Origin of the sequence: Arthrobacter sedimenti, from assembly GCF_042652025.1 — a bacterium.
GTDB lineage: Bacteria > Actinomycetota > Actinomycetes > Actinomycetales > Micrococcaceae > Arthrobacter > Arthrobacter sedimenti.
The window spans coordinates 88617-104894 of sequence record NZ_JBHSDQ010000006.1 but is presented as its reverse complement, the minus strand read 5'-3'; the positions used below and the strand labels follow the sequence as shown (position 1 = coordinate 104894).

The following is a 16278-nucleotide window of genomic DNA, read 5'->3' as shown; positions in this document are numbered from 1 at the left end:
CGTCGTCGGCACGGCGCGCAAAATGCTGCAGAACGCCCTGGCGGACGCGGCCTACCCCCGCCACGTCATGGTGGCCTGCAGCGGCGGGCCGGACTCCCTGGCGCTCGCCGCCGTCGCATCCTACTTCGCCCGCCGCGGCCACGTGGACGGGCACCCTGTGACCGTGGGCGCCGCGGTGGTGGACCACCAGCTGCAGGACGGATCGGCTGCCATTGCCGCCCGCACCGCCAAGACATTGCAGGAGCTTGGCCTCTCACCGGTGGAAGTCCGGACCGTCACCGTGGCCGGCGCCGGCATGGGACCGGAAGCAGCTGCCCGGGAGGCCCGGCACGCGGCCCTCGAAGCCGCCGCCGCGGAACAAGGCGCGGAAGCAGTCCTGCTGGGCCACACCCTCGACGACCAGGCCGAACAGGTGCTGCTGGGCCTGGCCCGCGGCTCCGGGACCCGCTCGCTCGCCGGCATGCGCCCAACCCGGGGCAAACTGCTTCGTCCTTTCCTGGGGCTCCGCCGGGCAGACACGGAGGAGATCTGCGCGGTGGAGGAGCTGGACCCCTGGCACGACCCCACCAACGCCGATCCCGCCTTTGCGCGGTCGCGGACCCGCGTGGAGGTCCTCCCGCACCTTGAGGAAAAACTCGGCCCCGGCGTGGCCGAATCGCTGGCCCGGACCGCCGCCATCCTGCAGCTGGACGCTGACTACCTGGAGGATGTGGCGGAAAGCACCTTCGCATCGCTCGTGGAGCGGGACGACGGCGGGCTGAGCCTGCCGGAGGAGGCGCTGCGCGCCTTGGCCCCGGCCATCCGGTTCCGGGTGATCGCCAAGGCAGCGGCCGACGTCGGCGGGCAGCAACCCAGCTACCAGCGCCTTTTGGCGGCGGAAGCGTTGCTGCGGCGGCAGGGTTCGGCCGGTCCTGTGGAGCTTCCCGGCGGCGTAAGTGCATACCGGTTGTCGCTGGCGCAGCTGGAGGAATCGAAAGGCAATCCCGGGCCGGCTGCCGCCGGGGGCAGCTCTTCTGTTCCCCGCGAACGGGCGCGCTGTGGGAAGCTAGTATTCCGGCCTCAAAAACCGCCCGCAAAATAGTCGCACCCCGCATCTAAACAGGAGCCATTGGTGGATTCAAACGACGTCCAGGCAGACCTCAAGCACGTTCTCTACTCCAGGGAGCAGATCCAGCAGCGGATCACCGAACTCGCCGCGCAGATCGACAAGGACTACGAAGGCCGCGAGATCCTCATTGTGGGCGTCCTCAAGGGCGCTGTCATGGTTATGGCGGACCTTGCCCGGGCACTGCACAGCCACATCTCCATGGACTGGATGGCCGTGTCCTCCTACGGTTCGGGAACCCAGTCCTCCGGTGTGGTGCGCATCCTGAAGGACCTGGACACGGACCTCATGGGCAAGGACGTGCTGATCGTCGAGGACATCATCGATTCCGGCCTCACCCTGTCCTGGCTCAAGACCAACCTGGAATCCCGCGGGACCGCCTCGGTGGAAATCTGCACCGCGTTCCGCAAGCCCACCGCCGCCAAGGTGGAGATCGACGTCAAGTACGTCGGCTACGACATCCCCAACGAGTTCGTGGTGGGCTACGGCCTGGACTATGCCGAGAAGTACCGCAACCTGGACTTCGTCGGAACCCTGGCCCCGCACGTCTACGAGTAACCCCAGGCCCTTCCAACGCATTCGGTGCGCTGTCTGTCCCGCTACGCCCACAGGGAACTTTTGCTTTTCGCTATGCGTGATGTACTCCGGACGGTGTATAGCTAGAAGCTGACGCAGCACCATCACGTGCGCAGAGTACTCGCCGTGAAGCACTACCGGAAGGACGGGGCCAGCCCCCGAACAGATGAAAGCTAAGAACTTCTTCAAAGGCCCGGGCATCTGGATCGTCATTGTGGTCGGTCTGCTCCTCGTGGCTTTTGCAACGCTCGCCCCCGGCGGTGCGGCCCGGATCGACACTGACAAGGGCCTGGAACTGCTCTCCAGCAACAAGGTGGAGCAGGCCAAGATCTTCGACGGTGAGAACCGCGTTGACCTCACACTGAAGGACGACCTGCAGCTGGACGGGCAGGACAAGGGCAAGAGCGTCCAGTTCTTCTTCGTGGATGCCCGTGCCCAGGACGTGGTGAAGGCTGTCACCGACGCCAAGCCCGCCCAGGGCTTCACCGACCAGCCAATCGAGAGCAACTGGTTCTCCGGCCTGCTCTCCCTGCTGATCCCGGTCATCCTGCTGGGCGCCCTCTTCTGGTTCCTGATGACCCGCATGCAGGGCGGCGGCTCCAAGATCATGCAGTTCGGCAAGTCCAAGGCCAAGATGGTCAGCAAGGACATGCCGCAGGTGACCTTCGCTGATGTCGCAGGTTCCGACGAGGCCGTGGAGGAACTGCAGGAAATCAAGGAATTCCTGCAGGAACCGGCCAAGTTCCAGGCCGTCGGCGCCAAGATCCCCAAGGGCGTGCTGCTCTACGGCCCTCCGGGCACCGGTAAGACGCTGCTGGCCCGTGCTGTCGCCGGTGAAGCCGGCGTGCCCTTCTTCTCCATCTCGGGCTCGGACTTCGTGGAAATGTTCGTCGGCGTGGGTGCGTCCCGCGTCCGCGACCTCTTCGAGCAGGCCAAGGCCAATTCGCCGGCCATCATCTTCGTGGACGAAATCGATGCTGTTGGCCGCCACCGCGGCGCCGGCATCGGCGGTGGCAACGACGAACGCGAGCAGACCCTCAACCAGCTGCTGGTGGAGATGGACGGCTTCGACGTCAAGACCAACGTAATCCTGATCGCCGCCACCAACCGGCCCGACGTCCTGGACCCCGCGCTGCTGCGCCCCGGCCGTTTCGACCGCCAGGTCTCGGTGGAAGCGCCGGACCTGATCGGACGCGACCAGATCCTGCAGGTGCACGCCAAGGGCAAGCCGATGGCGCCCGGCGTCGACCTGAAGGCTGTGGCCAAGAAGACGCCCGGCTACACCGGTGCGGACCTCGCCAACGTCCTGAACGAAGCAGCGCTGCTCACCGCCCGCTCCAACGCCAACCTGATCGATGACCGCGCGCTGGACGAAGCGATCGACCGTGTCATGGCCGGGCCGCAGAAGCGCAGCCGCGTCATGAAGGAACACGAGCGCAAGATCACCGCGTACCACGAAGGCGGCCACGCCCTGGTGGCGGCGGCCCTGCGGAACTCGGCTCCGGTCACCAAGATCACCATCCTTCCCCGCGGCCGTGCCCTGGGCTACACCATGGTGGTCCCGGAAAACGACAAGTACTCCGTCACCCGCAACGAACTCCTGGACCAGATGGCCTACGCCATGGGCGGCCGGGTGGCCGAGGAGATCGTCTTCCACGACCCGTCCACCGGTGCCTCGAACGACATCGAGAAGGCCACCGGCACCGCGCGCAAGATGGTCACCGAGTACGGCATGAGCGAACGCGTCGGCGCGGTCCGCCTGGGCCAGGGCGGCGGCGAGCCCTTCCTGGGCCGCGACGCCGGGCACGAGCGCAATTACTCGGACCAGATCGCCTACGTGGTCGATGAGGAAGTGCGCCGCCTGATTGAGCAGGCACACGATGAGGCCTACGAAATCCTCACCGAGAACCGCGACATCCTGGACCTGCTGGCCCTTGAGCTGCTGGAGCGGGAAACCCTCAACCAGGCCGAAATTGCCGACATCTTCCGCGATGTGCGCAAGCGCGACTTCCGCGAGGTGTGGCTCTCCAAGGAAACCCGCCCCGTCCTGGCCGGACCGGTGGAGACCCGCCAGGAGCGGGCCGAGCGTGAAGCGCAGGAAGAAGCGAAGAAGGCCCGGCTGGACGAGCCGCTGGACGCCCAGCCCCCGCACCCCCAGGGCGTGCCGGAGGATGCACCCTTCAAGGGCGGAGTCACCGACTCGGGGCCTGACACCCTTCGCGGCTAAGCTTTCCCTGTGACTTCCTTCGACGACGACGACGTTTCCGCCTCCGCCGGATATCCGGCGGGGGACGGTTCCCACCACCCCACGAGCCACAAGGTGGACCGGCCACGGATCGAGGCGGCCGTCCGCGAAATCCTCCTTGCCATCGGCGAGGACCCGGACCGCGGCGGCCTCCTGGACACACCCAAAAGGGTGGCCAAGGCGTACGCGGAGATGTTCGCCGGGCTGCACCACGATCCTGCGGAAATTCTCTCCACCACCTTTGACCTGGACCACGAGGAACTGGTCCTGGTCAAGGACATTCCCTTCTACTCCACCTGCGAGCACCACCTGGTGCCGTTCCACGGCGTGGCCCACGTTGGCTACATCCCGTCGCACGACGGAAGGGTCACCGGGCTGAGCAAGCTTGCTCGGGTGGTGGACATGTACGCCCGCAGGCCGCAGGTGCAGGAACGGCTCACTACTGAGATCGTCGAAGCGCTGGTCAGCCATCTCAAGCCCCGCGGCGCCATCGTCGTCGTTGAATGCGAGCACATGTGCATGTCGATGCGCGGCATCCGCAAGCCCGGAGCGAAGACCGTCACCAGTGCGGTCCGCGGGCAGCTTCATGACCCGGCCACGCGTGCCGAAGCCATGAGCCTCATCCTCGGAAGGTAACCACACACCATGGATTCACTCGCTGCAGCCCCCGGAACGGGGCCCGCAACCTCCCCCCTGCCCATTCTGCGCAAGCCCCGCCCGGCCGCGCGCTTCGAAGACCTGCCCACCGGCCGGACCCTGGTCATGGGCATCCTGAACGTCACCCCTGATTCCTTCAGCGACGGGGGAAAGCACGCCACGGCGGACACCGCCATCGCCGCCGGCCTGCGGATGTTCTACGCCGGTGCGGACATCATCGACGTCGGCGGCGAGTCCACCAGGCCGGGCGCGGATGACGTCAGCCCCGACGAAGAGCAGCGCCGGGTGCTGCCCGTGATCGAGGCCCTGGTGAAGGCCGGGGCGCTGGTCAGCATCGACACCACCCATGCCTCCACCGCGGAAGCTGCAGTCAAGGCAGGCGCCGCCATCGTCAACGACATTTCCGGCCTGAGCATCGAGCCTGAAATGGCCGAGTTCGTGGCAGCATCCAAGGTGCCCTACGTCCTCACCCACCGGCGCGGCGATGCCCGGACCATGAACTCGCTTGCCGAGTACACCGATGTTGCCGGGGAAGTGGTGGCGGAACTGGCAGGAGTGCGCGACAAGCTCTACGCGGCCGGTGTCAGCCAGGAACAGATCATCATCGATCCGGGCCTGGGATTTGCCAAGAACGACGCCCAGAACTGGGAACTGCTGCAGAACCTGGACCAGTTGGACAGCCTGGGCCACAAGGTCCTGGTGGGCGCCTCCCGCAAGCGCTTCCTGGGCACCCTCCTCACCGTGGCCGGGAAAGCCGCCGCTCCCGAGGAACGGGATGGGGCTACGGCGGCCATTACGGCCATCAGCGCCTACCGCGGCGCCTGGGCCGTCCGCGTCCACGACGTCGGCTCAAGCCTTGACGCCGTCAAGGTGGCCGCGCGCATGGCGGCCGTACCTACAGCATCAGCCGTACCCAAAACGCAATAGGGCCGGGGGACCCATGGACAGGATTACGCTGACCGGAGTGACCGCAGTGGGTCATCACGGTGTCTTCGATTTCGAACGCCGGGAGGGCCAGCCCTTCGTGGTGGACGCGGTGCTCTACCTCGACTTCACCGAGGCGGCGCAGTCCGACGACGTCCGGGACACCGCACACTACGGTGAGGTGGCGCAGCGTATAACCGAGTGGATCTCCGGGGAACCCCTGAACCTCATCGAGGCACTTGCGGTGCGGATCGCGGACAGCCTCCTGGCCGAATTCAAGCTCCAGGCCGTGGAGATCACAGTCCACAAACCCCAGGCCCCCATCGAGGTTCCTTTCGGCGACGTGGCCGTCACCGTGCACAGGGAACGCGCCGGTGCAGGCCATGCCCTGTCCGGAGCCGGCACATGAACGGCATCTACACCAAGGCGGTGCTCGCCCTCGGCAGCAACCTTGGTGAGCGGAACGAGACCCTGACCGAGGCCGTGGCGGACCTGGTGGATCCGCCGGAGGTTCGCCTCCTTGCCGTCTCTCCCATCGTCCAGACCAAAGCCGTGGGCGGCCCAGCCGGACAGCCCGACTTCCTGAACATGGTCATCACCGTGGAAACCAGCCTCACCCCCATGGAGCTGCTGGAACACTGCCAGGCCGTGGAGAACAAGCACCTCCGCGTCCGCGAGGTCCACTGGGGGCCGCGGACGCTCGACGTCGACATCATCACCTACGGGGACCTCCGCAGCGACGATCCCGCCTTGACCATCCCGCACCCGCGGGCGGCCTCCCGTGCATTCGTCCTCTACCCCTGGTCGCTGATCGAACCGGCCGCCACCCTGGGGGGCGAAAGGATCGGCGCGTTGGCCGCCCGGGCCGATGATTTCGCCGATCTGGCACCCTTCGACGGCTTCGGCGACTTTGACGGGATGCCCACGGCCGGCGCGGTGGAGGAGCGATGAAACCCATCAACCCCCTGCGCTTGCTGCTGATCGGCGTCATCCTTGCCATCGCGGGCTGGTCTGCGACAGTGGTGACCAGCCGCTACAGCATTGCCACGCCCGTCCTGCCTGCCACCGCGCTTGCCACCATGGGCGTCATCGTCATCATCACGCTGATCCTGGGCATCCGGATCCTGAGGTGGCGCAACAGCCACAAGCCCAACAGCACGGCAAAGAAGACCCAGCTGGACCCCCTCCTGGCCGCCCGGACCCTGGTCCTGGCCCAGGCCTGCGCGTACGCCGGAACAGTGCTGCTCGGGTGGCACGTGGGCATTTTCCTGGACCAGCTGCGGATTTGGAGCATGCGCAGTGACCAGGGAATCACGTGGCTGGCCCTGGCCATGGCCGGTGGCGGCCTGGTGATGATCGTGGTGGGGCTCATCGTGGAACGGTTCTGCAAAATTCCACCCGAAGACGGTGACCCCAACCTGGACGGGAAGAAGGGCCGCCCTGCCCGCGGGGAGGCCGCCGGGGAAGGCGAATATGCGTACCGAGGCGATTGACCCGCCGGGTGTCGACTGGCAGCGGGTGTCGCCAAAATTCATAACAGTCCGCCTTGTGGATTGGGCCTTGGCTAACCTGGCCGCAGTCCTGGTCCTGTCCGCCCCGCTGGTGTTTGTCCTCCTGGGCTGGTGGCGCTGGCCTCCGCTGTGGCTGGCCATCACCGTTCCGGCCGTCATGCTGCTGGTTGCCGTGTGGCGGCTGGTGCTCATCCCGCGGCAGGTCAGGGCCGTCGGCTACGCCGAGCGCGACGACGACCTGCTGGTCAGGAGCGGCATCTTCTTCCAGCGCACCATGGCCGTTCCCTACGGGCGCATGCAGTACGTGGACATCGCCGTCGGCCCCGTGGAGCGTGGGCTGGGCCTGTGTACCGTGAAGCTTCATACGGCGTCGCCTGGCACCAACGCGCGCATCCCCGGCCTTCCGGCTGCTGAGGGCGCGCGGCTCCGGGAACAGCTGGCGGCCCGCGGCGAAGCCAGGCTGGCAGGACTGTGACGGCTGACGGCCAGCAGCCCGGGCAGCCGGTCCTGCCTCCTGCGGCAGCCGGCACGGAAAGCAGCAGAACGCCCGACGGCGAATGGCTGCGTGTGCATCCCGCCTCACCTTTCGTCCGCGGCTGGGTTGCCCTGGCTGCCATCGCCTTCTTCTTTGGCAGGGACCTTTTTGAGCGGTCCCTGCAGGGGCAGCCTGTTTTCGAGGAGGGGTTTGGCCGCCGCGCGCCCTGGGTCCTGGGCGGCGGTGCCGTGGTGCTGGCCGTGGCGGTGCTGGGATTCGTCCTCACCTGGTACTTCACCAAATACCAGGTGTCCGCCGGGTATGTGCGGGTCAACAGCGGGCTCCTCTACCGCCAGCACCGGCAGGCACGGCTGGACCGCGTGCAGGCGATCGACATCGTGCAGCCCCTCCTGGCGCGAATCTTTGGCCTGGCCGAACTCAAGTTCGAGGTGGCCGACGCCGGCGAGTCAGCCATGCGGCTGGCGTACCTGAAGATCGCGGACGCCCGCCAACTGCGCGCCACCATCCTGGCGCGCGCTTCCGGGGCTGTTGCCGGCGCCGGTTTACGCGCGGGCTACATCCCGGGCCGCCCGCCGGGCATTGATCTGGAAGGGCCGGCCGGCCAGCAGCATCCCGCCCAGCCCGCACCCGAGGCGCCGGAGTTTACGGTACTGGCCGTGCCGCCGTCGCGCCTTATCGGATCGCTGCTGCTGAGCGAGCAAAGCTTCTTCATCGTGGTGGGGGGCGCCGCTTCGATGTTCCTCTCCGCACTGACGGACAACCGGGCCTTCTACTTTTACCTGGTGCCCGCCGCCCTTGGCCTCGCGGCCAGCTACTGGAACTTCTTCAACAAGGGGTACAACTTCACCGCCGCCATTTCGCCGGATGGCATCCGGCTGCGGTACGGTCTGCTCGACACCCAGGCGCAGACGCTTCCGCCCGGCCGGATCCAGGCGGTGAAGATTGCCCAGCCGCCGCTGTGGCGCCCGTTCGGCTGGTATCGGATTCAGGTGAATGTCGCCGGCTACGGGACATCGGGCAACGCCGTCGAAGGCAACACCCGGACCATCCTGCTGCCGGTAGGTAAATTTGCCGACGTCCTTGCCATGCTCTCGCTGGTCCTGCCCGACCCTGGCACCGACCAGCCGGAGGCGGTTTTCGCTGCCGGGCTTGGGGGCTTCGATTCCGACGGCGGCTTTGTCACCACGCCGCGGCGGGCGTGGCTGCTGGCACCCCTGGCGTGGCGGCGCAACGGCTTCGCGGCCACCGACACGGCGCTGTTGATCCGCTCCGGCCGCTGGTGGCGGGAACTGGTTGTTGTCCCGCACCAGCGGACGCAGTCGATGGCACTTCACCAAGGGCCTGTGGCGCGCCACTTCCGGGTGGCGGACCTGGTGCTGCACACCACCGCCGGGCCGGTGGCCCCACGGCTGACCCAGGCGGGGCTGGACGAGGCCCGGCAACTCTTCGACGAGCAGTCCGCACGCGCCCGGCTGGCACGGAAGCGGCAAACCACCGAACAATGGTTGCGGCAGGTTGTCCCGTCAGTTGAACCAGTTCCGGAATGCACGCCGGCGGTGAAGCCTGGGGCTGCAGCAGAGCCCCGCACCCATTACCAACAGGAAGGCCAGCAGCATGGCTAAGCCCGGACGCCTCGGCGTCGGAATCATCGGCGCCGGCAAGGTGGGGGCCGTCCTTGGCGCCGCGCTGCGCGCAGCCGAGCACGCCGTCGTCGGGGTGTCGGCGGTCTCCGACGCCAGCCGGGAGAGGGCCGAGACCCTGCTGCCCGGCGTGCCCATCCTGGAAGTGCAGGACATCGTGGAGCGCGCGGAACTGGTACTGCTGGCGGTGCCGGACGACGCACTGCCCGGGTTGGTGGACGGGCTGGCGAAGCTCGGCGCCTGGCAACCCGGCCAACTCGTGGCGCATACCTCCGGCCGCTTCGGCGTCGGCGTGCTCCATCCCGTCCGTGCCGCCGGCGCCGTCCCGCTGGCACTTCACCCGGCCATGACCTTCACCGGCATGAGCCTGGACCTTACCCGGCTGCTGGACTGCACCTTCGGGGTGACGGCCGACGCGCCCATGCTGCCCATTGCCCAGGCACTGGTGGTGGAAATGGGGGCCGAACCGGTGGCCATCGCCGAGGCGGACAGGACGCTCTACCACGCAGCCCTGGCCCACGGGTCCAACCATTTGGTCACCCTGGTGGCGCAGGCGTCGCAACTGCTGCGCGAGGTGGGGGTTGAGTCGCCCGAGCGCATGCTTGGACCGCTCCTGCGGGCCACGCTGGAGAACGCACTGGCCTCGGGGGAGTCTGCGCTGACCGGTCCCGTTGCACGCGGGGATGTGGGAACGGTCCGCGCGCACGCCGAGGCGTTGCGGGAGTACGACGCCGGCGGGCACGGTGATGTGCTGGAGGCCTACCTTGCGATGGCACGCGCCACAGCCCTCCGCGCCGAAGGGCGCGGACTGCTGAAAGCCGACCAGCTGAAAGGGCTGCACGAGGCCCTCGATCCGAAGGAGGACTGAATGTCCATTCAACTCGTCACCACCGTGGCCGGCCTGCACACCGAAAGCGCCCGGCTCCTCAAGGCGAAGCAGGGGACCTCACAGGGGCTGGTGCCCACCATGGGCGCGCTCCACGAGGGACATGCTGCGCTGGCCCGCACCGCCGTCGAAAACAATGACGTTGTGGTGGCGAGCATCTTCGTCAACCCGCTTCAGTTCGGGGATGCCGCGGACCTGGACCGCTACCCGCGGACGCTTGACGCGGACCTTGCGCTGCTGGAGGAGCAGGGCGTGGACCTCGCCTTCGCGCCCTCCGTGGAGGAGGTCTACCCCGGCGGGGAGCCTCTGGTGCGGATCACCTCCGGACGCCTGGGGGAGAAGTGGGAAGGCGCCTCCCGGCCCGGCCACTTCGATGGCGCCCTGACTGTCGTTGCCAAACTGCTGCACTATGGGATGCCGGCGGCCGGCCTCCCGGCCGGATCTGCGGGCACGGCCGGCGGCAGCCTCCCCTCCTACCGGGCTTACTTCGGCCAGAAGGACGCCCAGCAGCTGGCCCTGGTCCAGCGCATGGCTGCGGACCTGAACTTCCCCGTGGAGATTGTGGGTGTGCCCACGGTCCGTGCTGACGACGGGCTGGCCTTGTCCAGCCGGAACCGCTTCCTGTCCGACGACGAGCGGGACGCCGCCCTGGTCCTGTCGAGGGCGCTGCGGCTGCTGGAAGAGCGGGCGAACGCCCACGAGCCATTGGACCTTGATTCTGCGCTGGCGATGGTTGAGTCCCAGCCCCTGGTGGAACTGGACTACTTCGATGTGGTGGATCCGGGGACCCTTGAGCCGCTGGCAGAGAACTGCCGGGAAACTCCGTTCCGCGGCGAGGCCCTGGCACTTATCGCGGCCAAGGTGGGCCCGGTGCGGCTGATCGACAACGTCCCGCTGAGTTCCTGACTTCCCGCCGCTTAGAAGTGCAACCCGTCCTCGCTCGCCATCAACTGTTCCAGGAGTGCCTTCTCCGGCTGGCCCGGGTTACGGGCGACGCAACGGCGAAGCCGTGCCCTGGCCAGTTCTTCGGCGGGGTTGGTGTCCCCCAGCAATTCATCGATTATTTCCTGGGCCTGCCAGCGGAGGGACTCGAGGGCGAATTGCCGGATCTCGGCAGGGGTGTCACTGGACGTCCAGGGGTCCGGGGCTGACGGAACGCCCTCGAACATCCGCTCTGCTGTCATCTGGAGCCTCCTTGCACCATTCCCAAGCGGCCGGTGGTCTGGCCTACGCGGCCTTCAAAGCACTGCGCGTAGGAAAACAGTACAGCGGGAAAGACCGGTCTGTCTGCCCCGGAGTACACTTCAATTGCAATGGATCCCAATGCAGATTTTTCACCGTCTGCCGCGCCCCTCACGGCCGGGGCGGCGGTTGCTCCTGCCCACCCTACAGAGCCTGCCAACCTCACGGATCTTGCCAACCCGGCAGAGCATGCCAACCCTGCGGAGCGGATCCTTTCGGTGGCTTACGAGCTGTTTTCGCGGCGGGGGATCCGTGACGTTGGCGTCAACGAGCTCATCGAACGGTCCGGCGTAGCCAAGGCCACTTTTTACCGGCATTTCCCCTCGAAGGACTCGTTGGTGCTGGCGTTCCTCGAGCGGCGGGACCGGCAGTGGACGGTTGACGCCATCCTGACTGAGGCGCGCCGCCGGGGGAGTACGCCGGTGGAGCAGTTGCTGGCCATTTTTGACGTGTTTGGCGACTGGTTCCAGCGTGATGACTTCGAAGCCTGCTCCTTCGTCAACGTCCTGCTGGAAATGGGGCCCGCCCACCCCTTGGGCCAGGCCAGCATCGACTACTTGGCCAGAATCCGAGGACATATCCAGGCTTTGGCAGAAGAAGCCGGCCTGGTGCGTCCTGAAGAATTTGCCCGTTCCTGCCAGATCCTGATGAAGGGCTCAATCATCTCGGCCACCGAGGGAGACCGGCTGGCCGCACAGCGAGCCCAGCAGATGGCAGTCTGGCTGATCGAGCACCACAGGGGTTAGCACCACGGGCCGTAACGGCGTCGGCCCGAGCATGCCGCCGCGTGACTATGAGCCCATGTCATCCGGAGGGTATGAGCGGCGTCGCGAGGAGTTCGGCCCAGAGTGGATAACCCGGTGGCAGGTCGTCGGGGTGTATGAGGTGGTCGTCTACGAAGTTGTCGTCCTCCGGTTCCCAGGGAGGCAGGTCTTCGGGGCTGATCCCAAGGCAGCAGATATTGCCGGAGCGGATGGTGAGACAGCAGGCGTCGATACACCTGGTGTCCGGACACTTGGTTTCCCGGCATCTGGCGTCGGGGTCCTGGGCGCCAGGAGACTTCAGTCCGGCGGGCATCGCCCATTGTGGCCAGTGTGTGGGTTCGGGGTGGGGGTGTTCGGGTTTGTAGTGGCGGCCGGTGGGTGAGGTCCAGCCGGGTGGGTCGTTGTTGGTGGCTGGGTCTGGTGTCCATTGGCTGTGGTGTTTGAGGCGGTGGTGTTTGGGGCAGAGTTGGGCCAAGTTGCTGACATCAGTACTGCCGCCGTGTTGCCAAGCTTGGAGGTGGTCGGTTTCGTTGTCCGGGGTGCGGTTGGTGCAGCCGGGGAAGGTGCATTTGGTGTCGCGCATCCTGATCCAGCGTTTGATGGTTTCGGTGAGACGGTAGTTCCTCCTGCCGATTTCCAGCGGTGCCCCGTCGTTGGGGTCGACCAGGACCCGGTAGAAGGAGTCGGCCCCGTCGGCGACGAGTTTGCGTGCCATGGATGCCGGGATTGGTCCCATGCCGTCCAGTACCGCCGGCTCATCCGTCGCACCCAGCAGGGAGAGTACCGGCACCATGACCAGGACATCGGCCCGTGGCGTGGGTACTTCGCCGAGTTCGCTTGCTGTTCCTGATCCGAGGAGCAGGGACGCTGCGATGTCGGGGCGGAGTTGGGTGATGGTGCGTGGTTCGTCGGGGCCTTGGAGGCCGCGGGCGGTGGCGGTGGTGCGGTTCCAGATGGCGCATGCGGTGTCGCCGGGGAGGTGGAGGGTGACCCGGGCCATGCCGTCGCGGTCGGGGGTGTATTCCATGCGCCGGTCAGCACAACCTTTGGCGTGGCGTTTTTCGATGGATTCGGGGTGGTGGCGTTCGCGCCAGCCACGGACCTTGGCCCGGAACCGGGACGGGACGAGTTCACCGGGGGCTGCGCCGCGGGCTGGGTGGGGTGCTGCGGGGTCGAAGAAATGCGCCACCAACTTCACCGCGCCCTCAGGAGTTAGGCCTTCGGTTTCATCGGCGATGACCTTTGCGTGCTGCCAGGACATGTCACCGGCGGCCAGGGCCTCGAACACGGGCGGGAGGGAGCAGACTTTCCGGGAATGATCCAGGAACGCCCCGGCGGCGGCGGAGCTGATGGTCAGGACTCCGGCGATTTCCTCCACTACGGACATCTCCGTGTAGGTGCGGTCGTGCAGGGAGGCGTCCGGCGGGGTCATGGCCTGCTGAAACCCGACGGCCTCGGCGGCATCCCGGGCTTTCATCGCGGACAGCCGCGCCTCCAGCCGGGCGATGACCTCCAGCCGTTCCAGCCGGATCTCATACCGCCGCTGCAATACATCAACACCGGAACCAACAGCAGCCTCCGAACCGAAAGCAGTACCGGACGCCAGGGCAGCATCTGCACGGTCCAGGGCATCAAGGGCAGCCACGGAGGCAGGAACACCTTCCAAGACCACTCCAACGCCGCTGCTGATTCCCATAAGAGAATCATCCAGCGAGGGTGTGACATTGTGAGCCTCGCTGGCGCCGGACCCGTGCAGGCAGGCCGGCGCACTCAACCCGTGCCGCCGCCGTCGTACGTTTTCGATGCGAAGGCTCTTTGTCGAACCCCAAATATCCGAGGCGAAAAGGAACTTGCGCAGCGCGGGAATCTCCAAGCCGCCGCCCCCAAGATAGTCAGCTTGCTTATTACTTTCGGATTTCCTAGGCTGGAACACGTCAGGCAATCAACTCTCGGGCGGTTGCTGCGCGCCTAAGGGCCGCGGACCGCCTCAGGCGAGGAGGAACAATGTCAGAGCACAGCATCGCAGGCAAGAAGGTCGCATTCCTGCTGACTGACGGCGTGGAGCAGGTAGAGCTCACCAGTCCCTGGCAGGCAGTGAAAGACGCCGGCGGCGAGCCCACCCTGGTGGCTCCCAAGAGCGGCAAGCTGCAGGGCTACAACGGCACGGACAAGGGCGATACCTTCGACGTCGACATGACGGTCGCCGACGCCAACGCCTCAGACTTCGACGCCCTGGTACTTCCCGGCGGCGTCGTCAACGCGGACCACCTGCGCGTCGACAAGGACGCGCAAAACTTCACCCGCAGCTTCTTCGAACAGCACAAGCCGGTGGCATCGATCTGCCACGGACCCTGGCTGCTGATCGAGGCCGGCGTGATCAAGGGCCGGAACGTCACGTCCTACTTCACGCTGGAGACAGACCTGAAGAACGCGGGCGCCAACTGGACTGACGAGGAAGTGGTGGTGGACCAGGGGCTGGTGACCAGCCGGAACCCGGACGACCTCCCTGCCTTCAACAACAAGCTGGTGGAGGAGATCTCCGAAGGCCAGCACGCGGGCCAGACTGCCTAACCCCTAAAGTTCCCTCAGGGTTTTTAAACCCGTATGGAGGAATTACTCCAGCGGGTAGAGTGTTGGAATCTGCAGCGGCGCTGACCGCGCATCACTCATCCAAACACCCCTGAGGGAACACCCATGTCTACCGAAGTCTCTCCGAACGCCGGCGCCCAGCCCGGCCCAGGCGAAGGAACCCGCGACGAAATCCGCGGTGGAGTCCGCCAAGGACAGCAGCCTGCAGCGCCGGAGAAGATGTCGCGGGAAGCAGTGACCATCATCAGCACGCTGCTGGTGGCGACGTTCGTGGTGATCCTCAACGAGACCATCATGAACGTCGCCCTGCAGCGGCTCATGGTGGACCTTCGCGTGGACGCCCCCACAGTCCAGTGGCTGTCCACCGGCTTCATGCTCACCATGGCCGTGGTCATTCCCACCACAGGCTTCATCCTCCAGCGCCTCTCCACCCGGGCAGTCTTCCTGCTGGCCATGGGATTGTTCGCCGGCGGAACGGCGCTGGCGGCAGTTGCCCCCGGGTTCGAGGTCCTCCTGCTGGCCCGCATCATCCAGGCCGGCGGCACGGCCATCATGCTGCCGCTGCTGATGACCACCATCCTCACCCTGGTTCCCCTCGCCAAGCGCGGCGCCGTCATGGGCAACGTAAGCATTGCCATCTCAGTCGCCCCGGCCATGGGTCCCACCGTTTCCGGCTTGATCCTGGAGCACTTCACCTGGCGCTTCATGTTCGTCTTCGTCCTGCCGGTGGCCCTCGCGGCGCTGGCCATCGGCGCGAAGTACCTGACCAACGTGGGCGAAACGGAAAAGGGGAAGCTGGACGCACTCTCGGTTGTCCTCACGGTCCCCGCCTTCGGCGGCCTGGTTTACGGGCTCAGCCAGATCGGCGGCGGCCACGGCGGCCAGGCAGGTCCGGGTGCCGGAGCCATCGCGGCCCTGGTGATCGGTGTCGCTGCCCTGACGGTGTTCGTGCTCCGCCAGGTCCGGCTGCAGAAGGGCGAAGCGCCCCTTCTGAACCTGCGCGCCTTCAATTTCCGGATGTTCACCGTCTCGGTCCTGCTCATGGTCGTGGCCATGATGGCCCTGTTCGGCGGGGTCATCCTGCTGCCGCTCTACCTGCAGCAGGTCCGCGGCCTTGGCTCGCTTGAAACCGGCCTTGTGCTGCTCCCCGGCGGCCTGGCCATGGGCCTGCTGGGCCCGGTCATCGGCCGCGCGTTCGACAAAGTGGGCCCGCTGCCCCTCACCGTCACCGGATCCATCCTGATGGTGGTGACCCTCTGGCAGTTTTCAATGCTCGACGCCGGCACGGCAGTTTGGTGGATCGTCACCCTGCACGTGGGGCTGAGTTTCGGCCTGGCGCTGCTGTTCACCCCTGCCTTCACCACCGGCCTGAACCCGCTGCCGCCGCACCTCTATTCCCATGGGTCGGCGATCATGAGCACCACCCAGCAGGTGGCCGGCGCCGCCGGTACGGCACTGCTGGTGTCCATCTTCGCCGTGGTCAGCGCGGCCTCAGGCCTCGTCGCAGGGATGAGCGCCGCCTTCATGACGGCAACCGTCATAGCCCTCGCCGCCGTCGTGCTTTCTGCCATGATGCGCAAGACCGAAGGCGCCGGTCCGGGCCACGGCGCAGGACACTGACGGGTCCAGGCTCAACCAAGAAG

17 protein-coding genes are annotated in these 16278 nt (G+C 66.7%); 15 read left to right on the top strand and 2 right to left on the bottom strand.

What is annotated here, in order from left to right:
- The first annotated feature begins 22 nt into the window (after positions 1 to 22).
- The 12 genes from tilS to ACFO0G_RS14520 all read left to right on the top strand — a co-directional run bounded on the left by tilS (position 23) and on the right by ACFO0G_RS14520 (position 10946).
- A complete protein-coding gene (gene tilS / locus ACFO0G_RS14575) occupies positions 23 to 1081 on the top strand; it encodes a tRNA lysidine(34) synthetase TilS (protein WP_376978478.1) in 1059 nt (352 codons plus the stop codon).
- 30 nt (positions 1082 to 1111) lie between these two features.
- Positions 1112 to 1663, top strand: coding sequence for a hypoxanthine phosphoribosyltransferase (gene hpt, locus ACFO0G_RS14570; RefSeq protein WP_142042755.1), 552 nt, complete (start codon positions 1112 to 1114; stop codon positions 1661 to 1663).
- A 184-nt stretch (positions 1664 to 1847) separates the two neighbouring features.
- Positions 1848 to 3908: an ATP-dependent zinc metalloprotease FtsH gene (gene ftsH / locus ACFO0G_RS14565; protein ID WP_286400950.1), complete on the top strand. Its 2061-nt coding sequence runs from the start codon at positions 1848 to 1850 to the stop codon at positions 3906 to 3908.
- 9 nt (positions 3909 to 3917) lie between these two features.
- Entirely contained in the window at positions 3918 to 4562 is a 645-nt protein-coding gene (gene folE, locus ACFO0G_RS14560) for a GTP cyclohydrolase I FolE (protein WP_286400951.1), read from the top strand.
- Positions 4563 to 4571: 9 nt separating this feature from the next.
- On the top strand, positions 4572 to 5510 hold the full coding sequence (gene folP / locus ACFO0G_RS14555; protein ID WP_376978475.1) for a dihydropteroate synthase: 939 nt from the start codon (positions 4572 to 4574) through the stop codon (positions 5508 to 5510).
- A gap of 13 nt (positions 5511 to 5523) precedes the next feature.
- Complete coding sequence (folB, locus tag ACFO0G_RS14550; RefSeq protein WP_286400955.1) at positions 5524 to 5916, top strand: dihydroneopterin aldolase; 393 nt, start codon at positions 5524 to 5526, stop codon at positions 5914 to 5916.
- Positions 5913 to 6458, top strand: coding sequence for a 2-amino-4-hydroxy-6-hydroxymethyldihydropteridine diphosphokinase (gene folK / locus ACFO0G_RS14545; RefSeq protein WP_286400957.1), 546 nt, complete (start codon positions 5913 to 5915; stop codon positions 6456 to 6458). The genes folB and folK overlap by 4 nt, the downstream gene beginning before the upstream one ends.
- Entirely contained in the window at positions 6455 to 7000 is a 546-nt protein-coding gene (locus tag ACFO0G_RS14540) for a DUF3180 domain-containing protein (RefSeq protein ID WP_142131628.1), read from the top strand. Before folK ends, ACFO0G_RS14540 begins: the two co-directional genes overlap by 4 nt.
- Entirely contained in the window at positions 6981 to 7493 is a 513-nt protein-coding gene (locus ACFO0G_RS14535; RefSeq protein WP_376978472.1) for a PH domain-containing protein, read from the top strand. The genes ACFO0G_RS14540 and ACFO0G_RS14535 overlap by 20 nt, the downstream gene beginning before the upstream one ends.
- Positions 7490 to 9136: a PH domain-containing protein gene (locus ACFO0G_RS14530; protein ID WP_376978470.1), complete on the top strand. Its 1647-nt coding sequence runs from the start codon at positions 7490 to 7492 to the stop codon at positions 9134 to 9136. The genes ACFO0G_RS14535 and ACFO0G_RS14530 overlap by 4 nt, the downstream gene beginning before the upstream one ends.
- Positions 9129 to 10022 carry a Rossmann-like and DUF2520 domain-containing protein gene (locus ACFO0G_RS14525; RefSeq protein WP_376978468.1) on the top strand — a complete coding sequence of 298 codons (894 nt, stop codon included), beginning with the start codon at positions 9129 to 9131 and terminating at the stop codon, positions 10020 to 10022. Before ACFO0G_RS14530 ends, ACFO0G_RS14525 begins: the two co-directional genes overlap by 8 nt.
- On the top strand, positions 10023 to 10946 hold the full coding sequence (locus ACFO0G_RS14520) for a 4-phosphopantoate--beta-alanine ligase (RefSeq protein WP_376978466.1): 924 nt from the start codon (positions 10023 to 10025) through the stop codon (positions 10944 to 10946).
- A gap of 11 nt (positions 10947 to 10957) precedes the next feature.
- On the opposite strand, the gene ACFO0G_RS14515 is transcribed toward ACFO0G_RS14520, so the two are convergent.
- Positions 10958 to 11224 carry a hypothetical protein gene (locus ACFO0G_RS14515; protein WP_376978464.1) on the bottom strand — a complete coding sequence of 89 codons (267 nt, stop codon included), beginning with the start codon at positions 11222 to 11224 and terminating at the stop codon, positions 10958 to 10960.
- Between the two features lie 129 nt (positions 11225 to 11353).
- Here ACFO0G_RS14515 and ACFO0G_RS14510 point away from each other — a divergent pair, with 129 nt between their 5' ends.
- Positions 11354 to 12028 (top strand): TetR/AcrR family transcriptional regulator, encoded by a 675-nt coding sequence (locus ACFO0G_RS14510; RefSeq protein WP_376978462.1) that lies wholly within the window; start codon positions 11354 to 11356, stop codon positions 12026 to 12028.
- A gap of 58 nt (positions 12029 to 12086) precedes the next feature.
- Here the strand turns inward: ACFO0G_RS14510 and ACFO0G_RS14505 are convergent, their stop codons facing one another.
- A complete protein-coding gene (locus ACFO0G_RS14505) occupies positions 12087 to 13742 on the bottom strand; it encodes an HNH endonuclease signature motif containing protein (protein ID WP_376978460.1) in 1656 nt (551 codons plus the stop codon).
- Positions 13743 to 14050: 308 nt separating this feature from the next.
- Between ACFO0G_RS14505 and ACFO0G_RS14500 the strand changes: the two genes are divergently transcribed.
- The gene (locus tag ACFO0G_RS14500; protein ID WP_286400971.1) at positions 14051 to 14617 is read left to right on the top strand and encodes a type 1 glutamine amidotransferase domain-containing protein; all 567 of its coding nucleotides are present in this window, start codon (positions 14051 to 14053) and stop codon (positions 14615 to 14617) included.
- Positions 14618 to 14740: 123 nt separating this feature from the next.
- Positions 14741 to 16255: an MDR family MFS transporter gene (locus tag ACFO0G_RS14495; RefSeq protein WP_376978457.1), complete on the top strand. Its 1515-nt coding sequence runs from the start codon at positions 14741 to 14743 to the stop codon at positions 16253 to 16255.
- Positions 16256 to 16278 lie beyond the last annotated feature (23 nt).